Origin of the sequence: Campylobacter sp. CFSAN093226 (assembly GCF_012897595.1) — a bacterium.
Classification (GTDB): Bacteria; Campylobacterota; Campylobacteria; order Campylobacterales; family Campylobacteraceae; genus Campylobacter_D; species Campylobacter_D jejuni.
In genome coordinates, this window is sequence record NZ_CP040608.1 from 774,164 (window position 1) to 795,459 (window position 21,296).

At 30.5% G+C, this 21,296-nt stretch carries 22 protein-coding genes; 7 read left to right on the forward strand and 15 right to left on the reverse strand.

Annotated elements, in window-relative coordinates; all coding sequences use genetic code 11:
• Window positions 1–3 precede the first annotated feature (3 nt).
• Genes uppS through truA form a run of 4 tightly spaced genes read left to right on the forward strand, consistent with a single transcriptional unit; the run spans window position 4 to window position 3,192 of the window.
• The gene (gene uppS, locus FBF02_RS04040; RefSeq protein ID WP_002894967.1) at window positions 4–672 is read left to right on the forward strand and encodes a polyprenyl diphosphate synthase; all 669 of its coding nucleotides are present in this window, start codon (window positions 4–6) and stop codon (window positions 670–672) included.
• Window positions 669–1,445, forward strand: a complete 777-nt coding sequence (locus FBF02_RS04045) for an A24 family peptidase (RefSeq protein WP_021034213.1) — start codon at window positions 669–671, stop codon at window positions 1,443–1,445. Before uppS ends, FBF02_RS04045 begins: the two co-directional genes overlap by 4 nt.
• The gene (locus tag FBF02_RS04050) at window positions 1,445–2,470 is read left to right on the forward strand and encodes an LptF/LptG family permease (protein ID WP_002852624.1); all 1,026 of its coding nucleotides are present in this window, start codon (window positions 1,445–1,447) and stop codon (window positions 2,468–2,470) included. The genes FBF02_RS04045 and FBF02_RS04050 overlap by 1 nt, the downstream gene beginning before the upstream one ends.
• Window positions 2,467–3,192, forward strand: coding sequence for a tRNA pseudouridine(38-40) synthase TruA (gene truA / locus FBF02_RS04055; RefSeq protein ID WP_002852636.1), 726 nt, complete (start codon window positions 2,467–2,469; stop codon window positions 3,190–3,192). Before FBF02_RS04050 ends, truA begins: the two co-directional genes overlap by 4 nt.
• Here truA and ilvA read toward each other — a convergent pair.
• Complete coding sequence (gene ilvA, locus FBF02_RS04060) at window positions 3,189–4,400, reverse strand: threonine ammonia-lyase (protein WP_002858758.1); 1,212 nt, start codon at window positions 4,398–4,400, stop codon at window positions 3,189–3,191. The two genes, truA and ilvA, sit on opposite strands and share 4 nt — an antisense overlap.
• A complete protein-coding gene (locus FBF02_RS04065) occupies window positions 4,400–4,813 on the reverse strand; it encodes a CoA-binding protein (protein WP_002858783.1) in 414 nt (137 codons plus the stop codon). Before FBF02_RS04065 ends, ilvA begins: the two co-directional genes overlap by 1 nt.
• 118 nt (window positions 4,814–4,931) lie before the next feature.
• On the opposite strand from FBF02_RS04065, the gene FBF02_RS04070 reads away from it, so the two are divergent.
• Window positions 4,932–5,348 carry a membrane protein gene (locus FBF02_RS04070; protein ID WP_002852650.1) on the forward strand — a complete coding sequence of 139 codons (417 nt, stop codon included), beginning with the start codon at window positions 4,932–4,934 and terminating at the stop codon, window positions 5,346–5,348.
• On the opposite strand, the gene trmA is transcribed toward FBF02_RS04070, so the two are convergent.
• Genes trmA through FBF02_RS04095 form a run of 5 tightly spaced genes read right to left on the reverse strand, consistent with a single transcriptional unit; the run spans window position 5,335 to window position 12,715 of the window.
• Window positions 5,335–6,408 carry a tRNA (uridine(54)-C5)-methyltransferase TrmA gene (trmA, locus tag FBF02_RS04075; protein ID WP_002852531.1) on the reverse strand — a complete coding sequence of 358 codons (1,074 nt, stop codon included), beginning with the start codon at window positions 6,406–6,408 and terminating at the stop codon, window positions 5,335–5,337. The two genes, FBF02_RS04070 and trmA, sit on opposite strands and share 14 nt — an antisense overlap.
• Window positions 6,405–8,138 carry a Na+/H+ antiporter NhaC family protein gene (locus FBF02_RS04080; protein WP_002852459.1) on the reverse strand — a complete coding sequence of 578 codons (1,734 nt, stop codon included), beginning with the start codon at window positions 8,136–8,138 and terminating at the stop codon, window positions 6,405–6,407. Before FBF02_RS04080 ends, trmA begins: the two co-directional genes overlap by 4 nt.
• Window positions 8,135–8,884 (reverse strand): SDR family NAD(P)-dependent oxidoreductase, encoded by a 750-nt coding sequence (locus FBF02_RS04085; RefSeq protein WP_002852646.1) that lies wholly within the window; start codon window positions 8,882–8,884, stop codon window positions 8,135–8,137. Before FBF02_RS04085 ends, FBF02_RS04080 begins: the two co-directional genes overlap by 4 nt.
• Window positions 8,881–10,119: an ankyrin repeat domain-containing protein gene (locus FBF02_RS04090; RefSeq protein ID WP_002867487.1), complete on the reverse strand. Its 1,239-nt coding sequence runs from the start codon at window positions 10,117–10,119 to the stop codon at window positions 8,881–8,883. Before FBF02_RS04090 ends, FBF02_RS04085 begins: the two co-directional genes overlap by 4 nt.
• 49 nt (window positions 10,120–10,168) lie before the next feature.
• Window positions 10,169–12,715 (reverse strand): bifunctional aconitate hydratase 2/2-methylisocitrate dehydratase, encoded by a 2,547-nt coding sequence (locus FBF02_RS04095; protein WP_002852522.1) that lies wholly within the window; start codon window positions 12,713–12,715, stop codon window positions 10,169–10,171.
• Window positions 12,716–12,769: 54 nt separating this feature from the next.
• Between FBF02_RS04095 and FBF02_RS04100 the strand changes: the two genes are divergently transcribed.
• On the forward strand, window positions 12,770–13,222 hold the full coding sequence (locus FBF02_RS04100) for a methylated-DNA--[protein]-cysteine S-methyltransferase (RefSeq protein ID WP_002852552.1): 453 nt from the start codon (window positions 12,770–12,772) through the stop codon (window positions 13,220–13,222).
• Here the strand turns inward: FBF02_RS04100 and FBF02_RS04105 are convergent.
• The 5 genes from FBF02_RS04105 to mobB are packed head-to-tail and all read right to left on the reverse strand — an operon-like array spanning window position 13,214 to window position 17,580.
• The gene (locus tag FBF02_RS04105) at window positions 13,214–14,155 is read right to left on the reverse strand and encodes a hypothetical protein (protein ID WP_002852449.1); all 942 of its coding nucleotides are present in this window, start codon (window positions 14,153–14,155) and stop codon (window positions 13,214–13,216) included. The two genes, FBF02_RS04100 and FBF02_RS04105, sit on opposite strands and share 9 nt — an antisense overlap.
• Before the next feature lie 3 nt (window positions 14,156–14,158).
• Window positions 14,159–16,045, reverse strand: a complete 1,887-nt coding sequence (metG, locus tag FBF02_RS04110) for a methionine--tRNA ligase (RefSeq protein WP_002852639.1) — start codon at window positions 16,043–16,045, stop codon at window positions 14,159–14,161.
• A gap of 9 nt (window positions 16,046–16,054) precedes the next feature.
• Window positions 16,055–16,252 carry a hypothetical protein gene (locus FBF02_RS04115; RefSeq protein ID WP_002797008.1) on the reverse strand — a complete coding sequence of 66 codons (198 nt, stop codon included), beginning with the start codon at window positions 16,250–16,252 and terminating at the stop codon, window positions 16,055–16,057.
• Window positions 16,245–17,087: a class 1 fructose-bisphosphatase gene (locus FBF02_RS04120; protein WP_002852540.1), complete on the reverse strand. Its 843-nt coding sequence runs from the start codon at window positions 17,085–17,087 to the stop codon at window positions 16,245–16,247. Before FBF02_RS04120 ends, FBF02_RS04115 begins: the two co-directional genes overlap by 8 nt.
• A 1-nt stretch (window position 17,088) precedes the next feature.
• A complete protein-coding gene (gene mobB, locus FBF02_RS04125; RefSeq protein WP_002852644.1) occupies window positions 17,089–17,580 on the reverse strand; it encodes a molybdopterin-guanine dinucleotide biosynthesis protein B in 492 nt (163 codons plus the stop codon).
• A gap of 95 nt (window positions 17,581–17,675) precedes the next feature.
• Here mobB and FBF02_RS04130 point away from each other — a divergent pair, with 95 nt between their 5' ends.
• On the forward strand, window positions 17,676–18,161 hold the full coding sequence (locus FBF02_RS04130; protein WP_002890840.1) for a hypothetical protein: 486 nt from the start codon (window positions 17,676–17,678) through the stop codon (window positions 18,159–18,161).
• Here FBF02_RS04130 and FBF02_RS04135 read toward each other — a convergent pair.
• Genes FBF02_RS04135 through gltX form a run of 3 tightly spaced genes read right to left on the reverse strand, consistent with a single transcriptional unit; the run spans window position 18,058 to window position 21,259 of the window.
• Window positions 18,058–19,683 (reverse strand): lytic transglycosylase domain-containing protein, encoded by a 1,626-nt coding sequence (locus FBF02_RS04135; RefSeq protein WP_002852559.1) that lies wholly within the window; start codon window positions 19,681–19,683, stop codon window positions 18,058–18,060. The genes FBF02_RS04130 and FBF02_RS04135 overlap by 104 nt on opposite strands.
• Window positions 19,680–19,961 (reverse strand): YggT family protein, encoded by a 282-nt coding sequence (locus tag FBF02_RS04140; RefSeq protein ID WP_002852501.1) that lies wholly within the window; start codon window positions 19,959–19,961, stop codon window positions 19,680–19,682. The genes FBF02_RS04135 and FBF02_RS04140 overlap by 4 nt, the downstream gene beginning before the upstream one ends.
• 2 nt (window positions 19,962–19,963) lie before the next feature.
• Window positions 19,964–21,259, reverse strand: a complete 1,296-nt coding sequence (gene gltX / locus FBF02_RS04145; RefSeq protein WP_002852637.1) for a glutamate--tRNA ligase — start codon at window positions 21,257–21,259, stop codon at window positions 19,964–19,966.
• Window positions 21,260–21,296: the final 37 nt, after the last annotated feature.

The following is a 21,296-nucleotide window of genomic DNA, read 5'->3' on the forward strand; positions in this document are numbered from 1 at the left end:
AAAATGAATGAATTAAAACACCTTGCTGTTGTTATGGATGGCAATAGGCGGTGGGCTAGAGCTAAGGGTTTTTTGGCAAAGCTTGGATATTCCCAAGGAGTCAAAACTATGCAAAAATTGATGGAAGTTTGCATGGAGGAAAATATTTCAAATTTAAGCCTTTTTGCTTTTAGTACGGAAAATTGGAAGCGTCCTAAAGATGAAATTGATTTTATCTTTGAACTTTTAGATCGTTGTTTAGATGAAGCTTTAGAAAAATTTGAAAAAAATAATGTGCATTTAAGAGCTATAGGTGATTTATCGCGCTTAGAAGATAAAGTAAGAGAAAAAATTACCTTAGTTGAAGAAAAAACAAAGCATTGTGACGCACTTTGTGTTAATTTGGCTATAAGTTATGGTGCAAGAGATGAGATTATAAGAGCTGCTAAGCGTGTGATTGAAAAAAAACTTGAGCTAAATGAAGAAAATTTAACGCAAAATTTAGATTTACCTTTAGATGTGGATTTGATGCTTCGCGTTGGAAACGCTAAAAGACTTTCAAATTTCTTACTTTGGCAGTGTTCATATGCTGAAATTTATTTTAGTGAAACTTTATTTCCATCTCTTACCAAGAGAGAATTTAAAAGGATTATTAAAGAATTTAGAAATAGAGAAAGAACTTTTGGAAAATGATATTTTTCATAATAATTCTAGGGGCTTGTTTGGGTTCTTTTTGCACAAGTTTGGCAAGTAGGATAATTGAAAAAAAGCCCTTTTTTATCTCGCGCTCTTTTTGTTTTTCTTGTGATACAAAATTAAAATACTATGAAATTATTCCTATTTTTTCTTATATTTTTTTAAAGGCAAAATGTCAAACTTGCAAATGTCATTTGCCTATTTCTTTGTTAATCAATGAAATTTTAGGCATAATTTTGCTTATTTTGGTTTATTCTTTAAGTCAAAATTTTTATGATTTTTTATTTTTATCTCTATTTTTATTTAATCTTTTCTTACTTTCTTTAATTGATATTAAACTCAAAGCCGTACCACAAATTTTACTTTGGAGTGCTTTTTTATTTGCTTTTTTTTACGCCTTTAGGGAAAGTGAAATTTTACATTTTTTGATTTTTAAAGAGTTTAGTGGAGGTTTTTTACTAAATGCTTTTAGTTTTGGAGGATTTGTTTTTTTATTAAAAAGTTTGGTTTTTTTTCTAATGAATTTCCAAAAAAAAGATGAAATTTTAGAAAATTTGGGTGATGCTGATATTATTATTATGTCTTGTATAGGTGGAATTTTAGGTTTTGAGTATGGATTTTTAGTATTATTTATAGCTTCTATTTTGACTTTGCCTTTTTTTATTTTTTTTAGAATTAAAGCAATAAAAGAGCAAGAACTTGCTATGATACCCTTTTTAAATATCGCTTTTGTGGCAGTTTTATTTTATAAAAACTTAGGATTATTCTAATGAAGCTTAGTTTAAGATATGTTTTAAATCAATTTTTAAGTACGAATTTGTCTATATTTTTCGTACTTTTTGCTATTGTATCTATGGTGTTTTTTATTCAACTTGCAAAACTTACTTCAAGTATAGAGATTAGTTTTTTGGATCTTTTAAAGCTTTATGGGTTTATGTTGCCTAGAATTTTAATTTTTACCTTGCCTATATCTTTTTTTATTTCTTTAACTTTGGCTTTGTTTAGGCTTTCTAAGGAAAATGAAAGCATAGTGCTTTTTACTTTGGGATTTTCACCAATGATTTTGGCAAAATTTTTCCTTAAAATTGCAAGCTTGATTAGTGCTTTTATGCTTGTTGTAGCTTTGGTAATGATACCTATAGTATTTGAACTTCAGGATAACTTTGTAAACTATAAAAGCACTCAAGTGAAATTTAACTACAAAACAGGAGAATTTGGACAAAAATTTTTAGACTGGATGATTTTTATAGAAAAACAAGATAGTGATAAGTATGAAAACATAATTATGTATCGCCCTAAACATAAAGCAGATGATAAAGAACAACTTATCATAGCCAAAGAAGCGCATGTGCAAAGAAAAGATGATAGCTTTGCTTTTAGCTTAAATCAAGGCAAAATGTATAATTTTGAGCAAGGTCAAAGTATTTTTAGTGGAGAATTTGACACTTTAGTAGTAAATACTCAGTTTAATACAGACAATCTTCAAACAAAGAAATTTTATGAATACTGGAATGATTTAAACGAAAATCTACAAAGAGCAAGAGAATTTGTGATTTATACAACTATAGCCTTGTTTCCACTTGCTAGTACGCTTTTTGCGCTTTGTTTTGGTTTGGTTACTTATCGTTATGAAAAAGGCTATGTGTATTTAGGTATGTTTGGAGTGATTGCTATATATTTTGGACTTTTAAGTTCTTTTTCTCAACCTCCAATTTTGGCTTGTCTTGGAATTTTTTCTTTAAGTTTATTTGTTTCGGCTTATTGCTTTAAGAAAATGATTTTGAGTCGATATTGATGAAAATAAAAATTATATTTTCTTATGATGGCTCTGCTTTTTTAGGTTCTGCTACTCAGCCTCATAAAAAAGGTGTTCAAGATGCTTTAAGTGGGGCCTTATCGCATTTGGGTATTTTTTCACCTCTTTTGATGGCTTCTCGTACAGATAAAGGAGTACATGCAAGCTATGCTGTAGCTAGTGTGGAGTGTGGAGATTATTTTACAAATTTAGAATATCTTCAAAAACAACTTAATAAATTTTCCCATCCTTTTATCCATATCAAAAAAATTGAAAAAGTAAAAGATGATTTTGAAGTAAGATTTGATGTAAAAAGTAGAGAATACCGCTATATATTTTCTCACGCTTCTTATAGTCCTTTTATGGCTTCTTATGTACATTTTTATCCTAAATTTGACCTAGGTAAAGCTAATGAACTTTTGGGTTTTTTTGTAGGAAAAAAGGATTTAAAGTTTTTTTGCAAAAGTGGAGGGGATAATAAAACGACTTTAAGAGAAATTTTTATTGCTAGAGCTTATGCTTATAAAGATTTTAGCATTTTTCATTTTAAAGCTAATGGTTTTTTAAGAGGGCAAATTAGATTAAGCGTAGCAAGCGTTTTAAAAGTTTTAGAAGGAAAAATGAGTGAAAAAGAACTCAAAGAACAGATTGAGGCTAAAAAGCAATACAATCACTTTTTAGCACCGCCAAATGGGCTTTATTTAAGCCGTATATGTTATTAAAAACTTTCATAGAAATTAAAAGCCTTTTGGGTTAAAATTTTTCTTATTTCTTCTTGATGTTCTTTACCTTTGGTTTCTAGAGTAATTGAAATCATCGCATCGCCATAATCAAGCTTGGTAGAAAATCTATCATAGTCGATTTTTACTATATTTGCATTGGCTATTTTTAAGCTGTCTGTAAGGTGTAATAATGCCCCAGGTTTATCTACTAAAGTAACATAAATTTGCATTTTTCTGTAAGATTTAAATAAACCTTTTTCTATGATGATATTTAGCATTTGTGCATCGATATTGCCTCCGCTTAAAACTACGCCAATTTTTTTATGATTTTGTGTATTTATTTTTTGATGAAGCAGGGCGGCTACACTCGCAGCTCCCGCACCTTCGACTATGATTTTATGTTTTTCGAGTAAAAACAATACCGCATTAGCTATTTCTTCATCATCAACTTGGATAAAATCATCTACACATTCTAAGATAATGTTAAAATTTATAGGATTTGCATCACGCACAGCAATACCATCGGCTATAGTGCGTACGCTTTTCGCATTTTTGATTTTTTTAGCATGAAAACTTTCATACATTGCAGGAGCTCCTTTGGCTCCAACTCCGATGATTTTAATGTTAGGATTGATTTGTTTAGCTGTACTTGAGATACCGCTTATAAGTCCTCCGCCTCCAACAGGTGCAATAATCATATCAAGATCGCTTATTTCATCAAGCATTTCAAGCATTAAAGTTCCTTGTCCTGCCATTACAAATTCATCTTCAAAAGGATGGATAAAGCTAAGATTATTTTCTTTAGCATAAGAGGTTGCAAAAGCATAGGCTTCATCAAAATTATCTCCTCTGAGTATCACCTCTGCTCCTAAGGCTTTTGTAGCAGAAACTTTTAAGAGTGGAGTGGATTCTGGCATTACGATAACTGCTTTAATGCTAAATTTTTTTGCACTAATGGCCACGCCTTGAGCATGGTTTCCCGCACTTGCTGCAATGACTCCATGTTGTTTTTGTTCAGTGCTAAGATTGGCTATTTTATTGTAAGCTCCACGAATTTTATAAGCACCTGTAATTTGTAAATTTTCATTTTTAAGATAAATCTCACTTTGACAAATATCACTTAAAAAAGAAGAGTATATGAAAGGAGTTTTGTTTACAAATCCTGAAATTTGTTGTTTTGCTTTGTAAATTTTATTAAGCTCTAACACTATTTTTCCTTTGTTTTAAAATGCGGATATTCTAGCATAATGCAACGATTTTGTATAAAATTTATATCTAATTTTTTACATTCTTCTTTGGCTGTTTCATTACTAATATCAAGTTGAAGCCATAGGTTTTTAATATTTTTTTCAACAAGCTTAGGAAGAATTTCTAGCGCCACTTCACCTTTTCTAAAAAGTATAAGTGTATCGATTTTTTCTTCTATTTGATCTAAATTTCTATAAACTTTTTCATTTAAAATAAACTCTTCTTTAGGATAAATAGGAAAAATTTTATAATTTTTTCTTTGTAAAAATTCTGCTACCCTATAAGAAGCTTTTGTCTTATCTGGACTTAAAGCAAATATGACAATATTTTTACTTGTATTTATAATATAAGAGATAGTTTCTTTTTCGTTCATTGTTAACCTTTGTTTTGGTATTTTATCTTAAATGATTAAAAAATTAACTAAAGTGAATTCAAAAAATGAAAAAAGTGTTATAATATAGCAAATTCCGAAGTTTAATAAGGAGGGAAAAATGGAAGAATTTTATCCATATACTTTAACAATCCATCTTCTTTGTGCTATTTTGTTTATAGGTTATTTGTTTGTTGATGTATTTGTTTTGGGTGTAGTTAAAAAGAAAAATCCTAATTTTGACAAAAGTCTTTTTAGTGCTACTGGAGTTAAAATAATGCCTTTTGTTGTTCTTTTGCTTTTTTTAAGTGGAGGTGCTTTGGCAGGTTTTCATTTTAAACCTTTAAATTTACTTTTTGCTGTAAAAATTATTTTGGCTTTTGGAATTTTATCTTTAGTTGTTTTTTCTTTATTTTGTCATTTTATATTAAAGAAGAAAAATCCACTCGGTGTTTTTATCCACCCTTTTGTATTTGTGCTTTGTATCGCGATAGTAATACTGGCTAAATTAATGAATTATTTTTTTATACCTTGCTAAGAAATACTCCACATTCAAGATGTGGAGTATTGACAAATTGATCAAACAGAGCAAACTCTTCCACTCTATGTGTTAGGCTTAATTCTTTTAAATTTTCTTTTAAAGTGATAGGATTGCAAGAAATATAAATAATATTTCCATATTTTTTTATTAAGTCAATTACGCTTTTATCAAGTCCTGCACGGGGTGGATCAACTAAAACATGAGAGAAATTAAAATCATCTAATCGAATATCTTTTAAACGAAAAAATTCTCTTTCTTTTTTGATAGCAAGACTTAATTCTTCGCTTGAAAGTCTTGCAAAGTGGATATTTGTTGTATTGTTAAGCTCGCAATTTTTTAAAGCAAAATTAATATTGCTTTTTGAAATTTCAGTGGCTAAAATTTTAAAAAAGAATGGCGCTAAAGCTAAAGTAAAATTTCCATATCCACAGTAAAGCTCAAGCAAATCCATTCTTTTTTGAGTGTTTAAAATTTCACACACCCAAGTAATCATTTTTTCATTTATAGCAGTATTAGGCTGAATAAAACAATCGTTGTTAAATTCATAAAATATTTTTCTATCTTGAATATTTAAAGTTTGTCTTAGATTTTCTGTTTTAAAAATAAGTTTTTTGCCTTTACTTCTTGCTATGAGGTTGATATGAAGAATATTGCTTAAATTTTCTAAATTTGACTTTATATCTTCTATATTTTTATGATAGAGTAAGGTTATGCTAAGTTCTTGCTTTGTGGTTAAAAATTCTACACCAAAAAGTTTTTCTTTTAATTTATTATCTTGACGCAAGTATTCTAGAAGTCTTGGCATAAAAGCACAAATTTTTTCATCAGCAAAATCTAAATATTCTATAATGTACTTTTTTTTGCTTTTTGGATCAAACATTGCATAAAAAAGCGTATCATTTTCATGATAAAATGAAAGTTCAGCTCTTGTACGATAATGTTTATCTTTTGAAGCAAAAAGTTTAAAATCCTTTGTATAAAATTCTTTAAAATATTTTTTTATGAAAGAATGTTTTTCATCTAAAGTGAGAAAATTTCCAAAATTTTCAAGACTCATGGAACTTTCTTTCCGATGAGTCTTAGTAAAAGTGCAATAAGTATGAAATTTAAAGGCAAGACAAACCAAACGCTAAGTCCTAAAGATACAGGAATATATCCAGCGATTAAAGAAATGCCACAGATAAATAAAGCATAAGGAATTTGTGTTCTTACATGCTCCATATGATCGCATTTTGCACTCATAGATGAAAGGATTACATTATCTGAAATTGGTGAGCAATGGTTTCCAAAAATCGCACCTGTTAAAACGCAGCTTATATTAATAACCATATAATGATGCATAGCGTTTGCATCCATACCATTGATTTTGGCGATTTCATGAGCTAAAGGCACAGCTAAAGGCATTAAAATCCCCATAGTTCCATAGCTTGTTCCTATGGCAAAAGAAATGGCTGAAGCAAAAGCAAAAATAGTAGCAGGCAAAATAAACTCAGGCAATTTGTCTGCAAGCAAACTAGTGATAAATAAAGAAGTTCCTAGATCTTTTACTATGCTTGAAAGTGACCAAGCAAATAAAAGCAATACTATGGTAAAAATCATGGTTTTCCAGCCATATATCCAAGTTTCTACCGCTTCTTTAAGATTGAAAATTTTACGACGCACCCCGATAAAAATCGCTACAATAGCAGCAAACAAAGCAGCTTGGAATAACACCACAGAAGAATCAGCATTTCCAAAAGCAGCTCTAAAAGTTTCAAAAGACAAAGGATTGGTACTTGCTTTTGCAAGTTCTTCGCCTTCTAAAGTGCTAAGTCCATTAAAATAAAATCCTAATATAGCTAAAATGATTAAAGTAAAAATAGGAACAATAGCATCAAAAGCACGAATTTTAATACCTTCTTTTGGTGCTAAAAACTGATCTTCTAATTCAGTAGTATCTAGTGTGCCTGATTTAGGTAGAGGAGCAATTTGTCCTGTGGTTCTTGCACGCACTTCAGCCTTGTACATAGAACCAAACTCACGCCCCATGATTGCAGTCATGACTACAAAAAAAAGCATGAAGATATTATAAAAACGATAAGGTATGGTTTCAACAAAAATTCCAAAAGCACTAATATTGCTAATGCCTATGTGTTCATAAGCGGTTTTAATTAAAGAAACTTCTAAGCCTATCCAAGTAGAAATTACAGCTATTCCTGCCACAGGAGCTGCGGTAGAGTCGATAATAAAGGCAAATTTTTCACGAGAAATTTTAAATTTATCTGCCAAAGGACGCATAATTGGACCTACGATTAGTAAATTAGCATAGTCATCAAAAAATATTAAAAGCCCTAAAAACCAAGTGTTAACTTGAGCTGATACAGCTGATTTGGCTCTTTTGGCAAATTTTAATGCTACAGCTTTTGCACCTCCCATTTTTGTGATAAGTGCCACAAGACCACCTATACAAAGAATTTGTAAAATGATTCCTGCATTTACTGGATCTGAAGTTGAACCTAAGATATAGGAAATAATTTTTGAAAAAGATTCTACTGTAGTATTGTAATAATTTACAAAAGTTAAATGTTGTGCTTTAAAAATATTTGTAGAAAGGCTAAGTAGAAAAGTTCCACTTAAAACTCCAGTAAAGAGCGATAAAATAACATCTTTTGTGATAAAGGCTAAAGCAATAGCAACTAAAGGTGGTATAAGCGTAAAAGCTCCAAATAAATTAGCATTTGCAGCTGCTTCTGAGGAGTTTGCAAATGCAACTAAAGGTAAAAACAATGAAACTAAAAATTTATTCATTCATCTCTTTCTATATAAAATCCATTCCAAGTTTGTGTTACCGGCATAAGCTCGATTTCATTAACATTAATATGGCTTGGTAGGTTAATGATAGACATTACCACTTTGGCAATATCATTAGCACTGATAAATTGCGTATTTTCATACACTGCATCAGCTTTTTGGATATCTCCTTTAAAACGCACTTCACTAAATTCAGTTTTGCAAAGTCCTGGAGCAATGTTTGTTACTTTGATATTGCTTCCTCTAAGATCATTTCTTAAGGCCAATGAAAATTGTCCTACAAAGGCTTTGGTTCCACAATACACATTGCCTCCAAAATAAGGATTGCGTCCCGCAACCGAACCTAAGTTAAAAATATAAGCATTTTTTTGTTTGCGAAGTATAGGAATAATAGCTTTTGCAACATATAAAAATCCTTTGATGTTTGTATCTACCATAGTGTTAATATCTTCAAGGTTTAATTTATCAAATTCATCTACCCCTAAAGCTAAACCTGCATTATTAAAAAGCACATCAATTTCTTGAAATTCTTTGGGTAAATTTTCAATAGCCTCAAAGATTTCTTTTTGATTTCTTACATCTATGCAAAGCGTGTAAATCTTATCTTTGTAAGCATTTTTTAACTCTTCTAGACGCTCTTTGCGTCTAGCAAGGGCGATTGCTTTGTAGCCTTCTTGTATAAAAGCTTCAACGCAAGCTCTACCAAAACCTGAACTAGCTCCTGTAATAAATGCGGTTTTCATTCTAAACTACCTCCGTAAAATAGATTTTCGTTTGCTTTTAAACCCAAGCTTTTTAGATAATCAGCATTTTCTTTTTTACCTGCTGATAGCGCAAAGTCGAGTGCATTAAAACCAAGATCATCAACAGCATTAAAATTTGCTCCTTTTGAAATAAGAAGTTTTAAAATTTCAACATTTCCATAGGCTGCAGCATGCATTAAAACATTTTTTGAAGTGTGCTCTAGAGCACAAAATGTAATAAAATAAGGCGTATTTGAACCTATGTTCGCGCTTAATGCTAATTTTTCATTGTTATTAATATATTTTTGATTAACATTTGCTCCATTATCAAGAAGTAGTTTTATGATATCAAGACGATTAAACTCTATGGCATAAAAAAGTGGGGTTTTACCAAAGGCATTGGCTTGATTAACATTTGCTCCATTTTGGATTAAAAAGTTTGTATTTTCATAACTTTCCAATGCATAAAAAATAGCACTTTCATAACCTTCGTCAATCCTAGCGCCAAAACGAATCAAAAGTTCTAAAATTTCTTTTTCTCTTTGATTTAGAAGCGCTGCTTGCAAGGCTATAGTAAGGTCATCTTGGCTTGGATTATTTGAAAAAATAAAATCTTGTATATAAGATACTGAATAATTTTTATTTGACATGATTTTTGCTAAAGGACTAATGTCTTTGTAAATTTTTGTTTCACCAACAGCCCAATTTAAAAATTCGTTTAAGGCATTGCTAGTATAGTAAATATTACTGCCTTTGTCAAAATTAAAATTACTTTCAAAATACTTTTCTAAAGGTTCTATAGCATTATTGTATTCTTGCCAAAAAGCTTTGTAAAGTCTAAAATTTCCTATGCTTTGATATGCCCAATATCTAAAATAAGATTTTAAAATATCATATTTTTTTTCTAAATTTTCGGGTGTATCTAAAGTTTTTTGATAAGCGATGGGATCGATAGCTATTTTTAATAATAAAAAATCAAATTGTTGTAATTTTGGCAAATAAGCCACACCATTACAAGAGCTATTGCTTCCGCGAATTTCATTGGAAATTGCATAGAGTTTTTTTGTAAAATCTTGATTTTTTAAAGATTCTTTACAGCTTGAAGCTATATTTAAATAATCTAAATTTGAACTTTCATTTAGCAATGTTTTATTATTTTTAATGTTGTCGCAGTTAATGGCATCGCTAGCCATTAAACTTGCAAAACAACAAAAGGAAGTGAATAATAACTTCAATATTTTTCCTTTGAAAATTTTAATTTTGTTATTTAGTATTAAATTTGAATTAATTTTCAAGTTTGAAATTTTCAATCTCATTAAAATTTAAATATCTATAGATATTTGCCTTATGCTCATTACTTAGTTTTTCGCTGACAATTTGTAAGTATTCTTCCTTGCTTGGAATTTTACCCAAAATCGCACAAACTGCTGCAAGTTCAGCACTTCCTAGATATACTTTAGCACCCATACCCATACGATTGTCAAAGTTTCTTGTAGAGGTTGAGAAGACAACAGCACCATCATTTACTCTTGCTTGATTTCCCATACACAAAGAACAACCAGGAACTTCTATTCTAGCACCTGCTGCGCCAAAGATGCTGTAATAACCTTCATTGATAAGTTGTGCTTTATCCATTTTTGTTGGAGGCACTACCCAAAGTCTGGTTTTAAGTATGCCTTTATCTTTTAAAATTTCTCCCAAAGCTCTATAATGTCCTATGTTTGTCATACAAGAACCTACAAAAACTTCATCTATATTTTTTGGACGCTTGTCATCGGCTAAAATTTCGCTTAAGGTTGCCACATCATCAGGGTCATTTGGACAAGCTAGAATTGGCTCCTTGATATTGTTAAGATTAATATCGATAATGTACGCATATTTTGCATCTTTGTCTGCTCTTAAAAGAGTAGGGTTTTTAAGCCATTCTCTCATTTTTTCAGCCCTTCTGGCAAGGGTAGCTTTATTCTCATATCCTACTTCTATCATAGCTTCAATTAAAGAGATATTGGATTTGATATATTCGCTTACACTTTCTATGCTTAAATCCACACTGCAAGCAGCTGCAGATCTTTCAGCGCTTGCATCACTAAGTTCAAAAGCTTGTTCGACTTTTAAGTTTGGCAAGCCTTCTATTTCTAAAATTTTTCCTGCAAAAATATTTTTCTTATTTTTCTTTTCAACGGTAAGTTGTCCTTGTTTGATTGCATAATAAGGTATAGCATTAACCAAATCTCTTAAGGTAACTCCGGCTTGCAATTCTCCACTAAAACGCACTAAAACACTTTCAGGTACATTTAAAGGCATAGAACCAGTAACCGCAGCAAAAGCTACAAGTCCACTTCCTGCAGGGAAAGAAATTCCTATAGGAAAGCGTGTGTGAGAATCCCCGCCCGTTCCTACGGTATCTGGCAATACAAAACGATTAAGCCAAGAGTGGATAACTCCATCACCTGGTTTTAAACTTACCCCACCACGACTTGTCATGAAATTGGGCAAGGTTTTATGTAAATTTGAATCGCTTACTTTTGGATACGCAGCTGTATGGCAAAAGCTTTGCATAACAAAGTCTGCATTAAAACCTAGGCTTGCAAGTTCTTTAATTTCATCTCTAGTCATAGGACCTGTGGTATCTTGAGAGCCTACAGTTAAAGTTATAGGTTCTATATACATACCTGGACGCACACCTTCAACTCCACAGGCACGACCTAGCATTTTTTGAGCCAAGGTATAACCACCGCTTGAAGATTTAGGTTGTTCAGGTTTGGTAAAGATATTTTCACTTTCCATTCCTAAAAATTCTCTAGCCTTAGTACAAAGCCCGCGACCTATGATAAGTGGGATTCTTCCTCCTGCTCTAACTTCATCTAAGAGAGTGTTTGGACTGAGTGTAAATTCTGCGATTGTAGAGCCATTTTTTATGATTTTTCCCTCATAAGGATGAATTTCAAACTCATCGCCCATTTCTAAGTTTGTTACATCACAGATGATAGGTAAAGCCCCGCTATCTTGAGCAGTGTTAAAGAAAATCGGTGCTATAGTTGAACCCATTATTATACCACCGCTGTGCTTGTTTGGCACACCTTCTATTTCTTTTCCTAAGTGCCATTGTATGGAATTTATTGCCGATTTTCTACTTGAACCTGTTCCTACAACATCACCTACATAAACCACTTCGCGACCGCTTTTTTTAAGCTCTTTGATTTTTTCTAAGGATCCTGTTTGTCTTACCTTTAGCATGGCATTTGCATGTAAAGGAATATCGCTTCTTGTAAAAGCATCTCCTGCAGGGCTTAGATCATCGGTATTTGTTTCCCCTGCTACTTTAAAAACTATACATTTAATCACTTGTGGTAGTTTTTCTTTTTTATTAAACCAGTCCGCATTTGCCCAGCTTTGTAAAACTTCCTTAGCGTGTGGATTGTTTTTGCTAAGTTCAGCTATGGTATGGAAATTATCATGTACAAAAATAATATTTTTCAACACTTCTGCAGCATCTTTGGCTATGTTTTCATCTTTTAAGGCATCGATTAAAACTTTAACATTATATCCGCCTAGCATAGTTCCAAGCATTCTTAAGGCTCTTTTTTTGTCTATATTTGGAGCACTGATTTTGCCTTTAAGTATGGAATCTAAAAATTCACATTTTACTAAAGCTGCATCATCAACACCAGGATTTACTCTATTTTCTAAAAGATTTGCAAGCTCTTCATTATTTTCATTTTCAAGTAATTTACAAAGTTCTCTAGTTTGATTTGCATTTAAAGGAAGGGGTGGTATACCCAAAGCGGCTCTTTCTTCAACAAGTTTATTGTATTCTTGCATAAAAGACATTTTCTACTCCTTAAATATTTTTTATTATAATTGTAGCTCTTTGAAGGATAAAAAATGTTTAAAGTTTATTATAAAATGCCTTTATGTTACCTATCTTTACATAGTGATGGAAAATTTTTAACTAGAGTCGATTTTTGTGATAATAAAAGATCAGAAAAAAATTGTAGTTTGCTTGACTTAGCAAAATATGAACTTGATTTATATTTTACTCATAAGCTTAGAAAATTTAGCATTCCTGTTTTGATACAAGGTACGGATTTTGAATCAAAGGTTTACAAGGCTTTAATGGAAATTCCTTATGGCAAAATAGCTACTTATAAAGATATAGCAGAAAAAATTAATCATCCAAAAGCTTTTAGAGCTGTTGGAAATGCAAATTCTAAAAATCAAATTCCTATTTTTATACCTTGTCATAGAGTTATTGCAAGCAATGGCATAGGAGGATATAATGGAGGGCTTGAAATAAAAAGATTTTTGCTTGAAAATGAAGGAGTGAATTTAAAATAAGCTTGGGGTTTGATTTTCTTTGTTTTCAAATTCTTGCTCAAAAATATCATAATTTTCAAGAATTAAACAATATTTAAAATTTTTTAATTTTCTTAAATCTGAAAGCTGATTATAGGAAAAATCGCAAAATAAAGAATTTTTAGAAGCAATTTTAAAGTCTTTTATGTTTTTAAATTTTTCTTTCCAGAATTCAAAGGTATTTTGGTTGTTGCTTACAATAAACGCTTGAGAGCTTGAACCAAAAGGAGTGATTTCAAATTTATCATCAATAAAATAAATTTTAAAATCATCAATCTTATTAAAGTCAAATATTATTTTTTGACTTTTTTCTTTTAAAAAAGAAATAATTTTTGCAAAACTATTTGCGTAAAAAAAAGGCAAATTAAGATTTTTAAAATATAAATTTTCACAAATCAAAGTTGTAAAAAAGAAGCTAGATCGCGATAATAAGGTAAAATTAGCATCTTTTAGACTATGAGAATAGGTGCAAAGTTTATTTAAGTAATTTTCTTCACAGTAGCAAAAAATTTCACCCTTTTTTGCTTTGATTAGTTTTTCAAAATCAGCAAAAATATTTCCTTTTAAAATGTTAAAATAAAAAGCCTTGCAAAGACTTAGTTCGTAAGATTTAAAAAGTAAAAATTCACATTCTTTATCTTCGCAAAAAAAGCGTAAAAATCTTACAAGAGCTCGTTCTAGATTTTCTACTCTAAAGTAAAAAATTTCTTTATCTTCAATAGTAATGTCATTTTCTGTAATTATAGCATAAGCGCCTTTTTTTACAGCTTGGGCAATTTCTTTTTTATCGTTATTAAAGAAGGCAAAGCCTGTTTTAAGTTCGTTTAAATTTATGGCAAAACCTTCCACGCTTAAAACACTACCTTCATGAATTAGTGTTGCGTTTAACAGTTCGCCTAAATTGCTAATTTGCATATTTTAACCCACTAAAGAGCCGTTTTGCACAAGTTGTTCAGGGGCGATTAAAACAAGTTTATCTCCGCTTTTTGCAGAAAGTATCATACCATCGCTTTCATGTCCAAAAATTTTAGCTTTTTTAAGATTGCTTATAACGCAAACTTGTTTACCGATTAAATCACTGGCCTTATAGTATTTTGCTATGCCTGAGAGTACTTGACGGATTTCTTTATCGTCAAGTTCGAGTTGAAATTTTAAAAGTTTTTCACTCCCTTCTATATTTTGACAATCAAGTACCTTAGCAACTTTGATTTCAATTTTTGCAAAATCATCGATTTTTATTTTAGGACTTTCTTCTTTTTTAGGTTCTTCTTTAATTTCTTGTTTTAAAAGAGCTTTTTCTACTTTTGGAAATAAAGCTTCGCAAGGATTTGCTTTAAAATCTAAAAGTTCATTATCAAGTATCATTTTTGTGTAATTTGCAGACGAAATTTCAAAATTTAAAGCTAAGGCCACCTTTTGAGAGGACTTTGGTAGAGTAGGGCTTAATAAAAGGCTTGTTTTGGCTAAAATATTTGCACAAAGTGCTACTAAAGCATTAGCTTGTTCGTGTTTGTTTTCTTTGATTAAACTCCAAGGTTCGTATTTACTAATGGCTAAATTTGCCACACTTAAGGCTTTAAAAAGTTCTTCTAAATAACGATTACACTGTAAGTTTTCTAAAAATTCTACCGCTAAATTTAAGTGTTCTTTTGCTTGATTTAGTTCGGCATTGTAAAATTTTAAAACACCTTCTTTTGAAATATTTCCTTGAGAATATTTTGTACTCATACCTATAATGCGATTAAGTAAATTTCCAAATTCATTGCTAAGCTCTGCATTGATACGATTTATCAGCATATTTTCGCTAAAATCCCCATCGTTACCAAAAGGCACTTCTCTAAGCAAGAAATATCTAAAAGCTTCACTTCCATAGGCATCAACTACTTCTTTAGGTTTTACAACATTGCCTTTAGATTTGCTCATTTTTTCACCTTCTTTAGTCCACCAGCCATGTGCACCTATAAATTTTGGCAAAGGCAAATCCACGCTCATTAAAAAAGCTGGCCAATAAATGGCATGAAAACGCAAGATATCTTTTCCTACTAAATGCACATGCGCAGGCCAAAATTTAGCATTTTCTCCCTTGTTTTGAAAGTCAAGTGAGCTTACATAGATAAAAAGTGCATCAAGCCATACATAAATAATATGTTTATCATCATTAATTTCTTGAGGCAGTTTAATCCCCCAATCAAAACTTGTTCTTGTAATGGAAAGATCTTTAAGGCCGTTTTGGACAAAATTTATAAGTTCGTTTTTTTTGTTTTTTGGCAAGATGGGATCTTTTTCTTCATACCATTGTAAAATTTTATCTTGATATTTTGAAAGTTTGAAAAAATAGCTTTCTTCTTTTAAAATTCTAGTTTGTTTGCCACAATCTGGGCAAGAACAATCGTTAATAAGCTGACTTTGAGTAAAAAAGCTTTCACAAGAAATACAATAGTGTCCTTCGTATTCATCTTTATAAATATCACCTTTTTGCCACATTTTTAAAAACATAGCTTTAATAAATTCAATATGCCTTGTATCAGTTGTTCTTGCGTAAATATCATAGGTGATTTCAAATTCATCCCATAATTTTTTAAATTCAAAACTGATTTTATCAGCGTATTCTTGAGGAGTGGAATTTCTTAGTTTGGCAGCTTCTTCGATTTTTTGTCCATGCTCATCTGTTCCTGTTAGAAATCTTGTTTCATGTCCTTGCAAACGATAAAATCTTGCTAAAGTATCGGCTATGATGGTAGTATAAGCATGACCTAAATGAGGTACATCATTTACATAATAAATTGGTGTTGTAATATAACGCATTTTTTTCCTTTAAAAGTCAAATCCGCCTTCGGTTTTACCCTTAGACATACTGTTATAGACTGCATCAACATAATTTTTTCTAGTTTGGCAGTTAAAAATTTCATCGCAATTATAACAAGAGTTTAGGTTTTTTGAGTTTTGACATGAAAGTAAAATTTCTTTTTTTTTATCCATATCTTGCTCAAATTCATCTCTAACTTCATTCATTGTAAGCCTTTAAAAGTTTTGAAATTTCATATTCTGAGCCAAAAAAACAAGGAGTTGTCGCATGGATTTTATCAAATTCAAGTTCAAGTAAAGAGCGGTTTTTTCCATTTGTAGTTTTTCCGCCTGCTTTTTCTATGATAAAGGCTAGAGGAAAGACTTCAAAAAAGGCACGAAGTTTGCCATTAGGCGCATCTTGTGTTGCAGGATAGCTAAAAATGCCACCCCTTTTTAATAAAATTTGATTGATATCGCTTACCATGGCTCCAGAATATCTTAAGCGATAGCCTTCATCAAAAAGACTTTTGATAAATTTAGCGTGTTTTTCTTCCCAAAATTTTTGCGTTCCGCCTGTAGCATTAATCTTGCCTTTTTCATTCATTCTAAGATCTTTTATAAAAATAAATTCATTATTTGCATTTAAGCGATAAAGTTTTGGCTGATCTTTGCAAATCACAAGTTCTAATCGCGCTCCATACATACTATAAAGCGCAGCTCTTAAATTTTTAGCACTTGCTTTTTCTTCATAGATAGCAAAAATAGAACCTATGGCAAAATTAACATCCATTAAGCTAGAACCGTCTAAAGGATCATAAGCTACGATAAAATTTGCCCTCTCGTTAAGCGTTAAAATTTCATCTTTTTCTTCACTGATGATGGCTTTAATACTTGAACATTGACTTAGGGTTTTTGTGATAATTTCATCACTTAAAACATCAAATTTGAGTTGGGTATCGCCTGTAAAATTTTGATTTTGACTGTAGCTTGTATCGGGAAATTTTAAAGCGTTAGAAATTTCTAAAACCGCTTTTTGTATATAAGAAATCACTTCTTGCATTTTATAATTCTCCTTGTAAATTTTTAGCATTTTTAAGTATGTATTGGCAAATAGCTTGTATATCGTTTAAATCAAGCCAAGTAAGATAAGGGTGAGAAATTTTTTCATAGCTTGCAATGGCGTTTGAAAAAATAAAATAACTTTCATCAATTTCTTTGCAAAATACGCTAATGCGTGGTAAATCAAGAGTTTTTAATCCTTCAACCAAACAAATGTCAAAATCAGGGCTTAATTTTAAAGCTTTTAAAATATCTCTATTTTCATGAGAAAAAAAAGTTGTTCTTGTAGGGCTTAAAACCATGACTTCAGCTCCACTTTGAAAAAATTTAAAACTATCTTTACCGTTAAAATCAAATTGAGCTTTATCGGCAGGGTCATGTTTAATGATTAAAACTTTTAAATTTTGTTGCAAAAAATTATCAGCTATTTTAGTGATGAGTGTAGTTTTTCCTGAATTTGAAGGCCCGCTAAAAGCTATAATAAGTTGTTTCATAAAATATACTCTTAATTTTTTTGCAAAATTATATCTTTTTAAACCAAAAAATAGGGTTAAAAGGCTACAATAATACTAAAAAATATGGAAAAAGAATGAAAATTTATAGTGTAATTTTAGGTGCTTTTTTGCTTGGAGCTTGTTCTTTAAAAGATCAGGCGATTGTGGATACAAATTTAAAATCTCAAACTTTAATGTTTACTCAAAAATACAAAATCACACAAGATAAGATTAATGCCATTATAACTATGTCTTATTTAAACCCAATTCTAGACAAGACAAGTAAAGATGATGTATTAGCTTTATCTTTTACTCCAAATACATTAAAAATTCAAAATTTAGAAGTTTTTATCAATAATAAAAAAGCCAATATTGAAAAATTGGATGATGAGTATTTAAAATATATAATACAAAACAACTATACTGATTATTTTAAAGTATCTCTTCCTAGTGTCAAGGAAGAGATTAGGCTTGTAGCTAAGATTTGTTTAGATCATTTGCCTTGTTTTGAATTAAATTTTCAAAAATATCCGAAATCTTTATACTATCGTTCAGAAGATGTCGATACACAATATAATTAGCTAGAACTTTTTTTCCGTAAATTCGGCTTTCTTGATAAGGAACTAGCTCCATAGACAAGAAAGGTTCAAATTTGCCTGTCTTAAACATATCATTTCTTGCAAGCATACGGTTAGTAAATCCTATACCGCCATTATAAGCATAAGCGACAAAAAGTGGAGATTTTAAACGTGATTCAAGGTAATTTAGATGATAGTTTCCAAAGTAATATGCTATTTCAGGTTTAAACATAAAATCTTGATCGAAATTTGGAATTTTTAATTCTTTTTCCCCTATGTGATTGGCTAAAAATGGCATAAATTGCATCATGCCTAAAGCATAAGAAACTGAAATAGCAGTTGGAATAAAACGACTTTCTTGTCTGGCAATAGCCAAAATTAAAGCTTGTCTTGTTTTGTTATAGTCTTTTATATTATCATAATAAGGCATTATAAAATAATGTTTTTTAAAATTATTTTTGCGTTCTAATATGTAAGCATAAATAGGCAAGGTTTCTTGTGTGTCAAATTCTTTTGCCAAGACATCTAGTTGACTTGCGTTAGCATCGCGAATTTGTTTGTTTATTTTTTGCCAAGCAAAAGGATCTTGCATATTAAAATTATTTTTTTTCTTGCTTGGATTAAGGCTTTCTATCTTTGGAAAAGGTGTGTTGGTAAGTTCTTTTGCGTAAAGACTATAAATATTTAAAGAAGAACTTTGCGATAAAGTTTTTAAATCTTCTTCATTGTTTTTAATCAACCACATCCAAAATATAGCATTGTCTTTATTACTTTGCGATTTAAAACTTTGTGCCGCCTTTTTAAAAAAGTCATAAGCAAGCTCTGTTTTATCATAAGTTAAGGCATTGACTCCTAAATAGAAAGCAGAATCTTCACTTACATTTTCAGGATTTATTTCTAGCATAGAATATCTAAATTTTGGATTTTCTTTTTTAATAATAATATTTTGTGCAAAATCTTTAAAACCAATGTGGTTTGGTAGTTTATTGACTAAACTTGTATTTAAATCTAAGTCGTATTTTTTAGAATAATTATAAAGTTTAAAAAAACCATTAATATCTTCTTTTTGTACTATATAGCTCATAGGATCAGAAGTATTAAAAGCTAGCAATAAATTTGTCAAATCAGGTCTTTGATTTTTAAAGGTTTGAGCTAAAGTAGTTCGGTCTTTGGAATTTAGACTCGCTATAAAAACTAATGAATTTAAGCGCACACTTTGACAAGTTAAATTTGCATCTAAGATAGTATTTGCTATATAGGTATAGCATTTAGCATATTTTGGGTTGATATAAGGCTTTAAAGGGATGATTTTTTCAAGTTCAGATTTAATTTTTCCTATATAGCGAAAAATATGAGAATTTAAATCCTGTGCATCTTTTTTACTGATTTTATTTTTTTCTAAAAGCCTATAAATATAATAATCCTTAGCAAGTGAATTTTCTTCCTTTTTGAGTTTTTCTATACTATATTGTGTAGCATTTAAACTTGAAAAAATAAATAAAAAAACGAGTATTTTTTTTATCACAATATACTCCTTAAGATATTCCCAAGAAAAATGCCAAGAAACTGCAATGCTAAGACTATAATCAAAGGCGCAAGATCAATATTACCAATGCGTGTTGGAATTTTTCTAACTAAGGCGTAAGCAGGGTAGCTTAGTTTATATAAAATTTGCACTATGGGATTATAAGGATCAGGGTTTACCCAGCTTAAAAGTGCTGTGATGATAATAATCCAAGTATAAATGTTAATGACAATTTGAAGTACTTGAAAAATAGAAATAATAAAAGAGTCTATAACCATAGTTAAATCCTTGCTAATTCGTGAATAAAATTTTTAATATAAGGATAAAGATCACTAAGCTCAGGTCCGTGGATATTTCCTGTTAAAATTATCCTTAAAGGCATGAAAAATTTTTTACCTTTTAAGTTGCTTTTATTTAAAAGTTCATTTTTAAAATCTTCATAATTTTCAAAAAGTTCAATATCTTTTAAGAGTTCTTTTAAAATTTTACATTCTGTTTCAAACTCGCCAAAATCTTTTGCGTTAAAAATAGCTTGCATTTTTTCTTTAAGTTCTTTTATAGTACTTGTTTCTTGAGTATAAAATTTAGCAAGTTGTGCAAGATCTTTGTTTAAATCTAAAATTTTATTAAGCTCATCATCTTTGATCATTTTGATATGTTCACGATTGATTTGTAAGAGTTTTTTAAGATCAAATCTTGCGGGAGCTTTTGAAACTTTAGAAATATCAAACCATTTTATAGCCTCTTCTAAGGTAAAAATTTCACAAGGAGTTTTATTGCCTAGTATGACAAGATAATTCGCGATTGCGCTAGGTAAAATTCCACTTTCAAGTAGCCATTTTACAGAAGAATGTGCTTCTCTTTTACTCATTTTAACACCTTCTTCGTTTAAAATGATAGGCAAGTGTGCATAAGTCATGGCTTTATTATAACCTAAGCTTGCGCGGATATGTTCTTGTTTTGGAGTGTTTGAAACATGATCTTCTCCGCGTATAATACAAGTGACATTTTCAAGCATATCATCAACCGCACAAGCAAAATTATAAGTTGGAGTTTTATCCGTTCTCATAATCACAAAAGAGTCTATGTTTTCAGGCTCAAAACTAAGCTCGCCTTTGATAAAATCAGTAAATTTCATAGTATGAGTAGGTTTTTTAAGACGGATAACAAAGGGTTTTTCACATTCTAAAACATCAATATCGGCTAGTTTTTCACAAGTGCCATCGTAGCGATAAGCTTTACCTTGTTTTTTAGCCAGCTCTTTTTTTGCTTCAAGTTCTTCTTCGGTGCAAAAACAAGCAAAAGCTTTTTTTTCGCTTACAAGTTTTAAAGCCATTTGGCGATGGAATTTTAAATTTTCACTTTGTATATAGTAATGCTGCCATGAAATACTAAAAAGATTTAAAATTTCTTTGATTTCTTCTTCTTTTCCTGCTATATTTCTAGCCTTATCAGTATCTTCAATACGTAAGATAAAATCCATATTTTTTTGTCTTGCACAGATATAATTAAAAATTGCTGCGCGTAAATTTCCTATGTGCATATCACCTGTGGGAGAAGGTGCAAAACGGTACATCTTATAGCCTTTAAAATTATTTAAAAGCTTATTATAA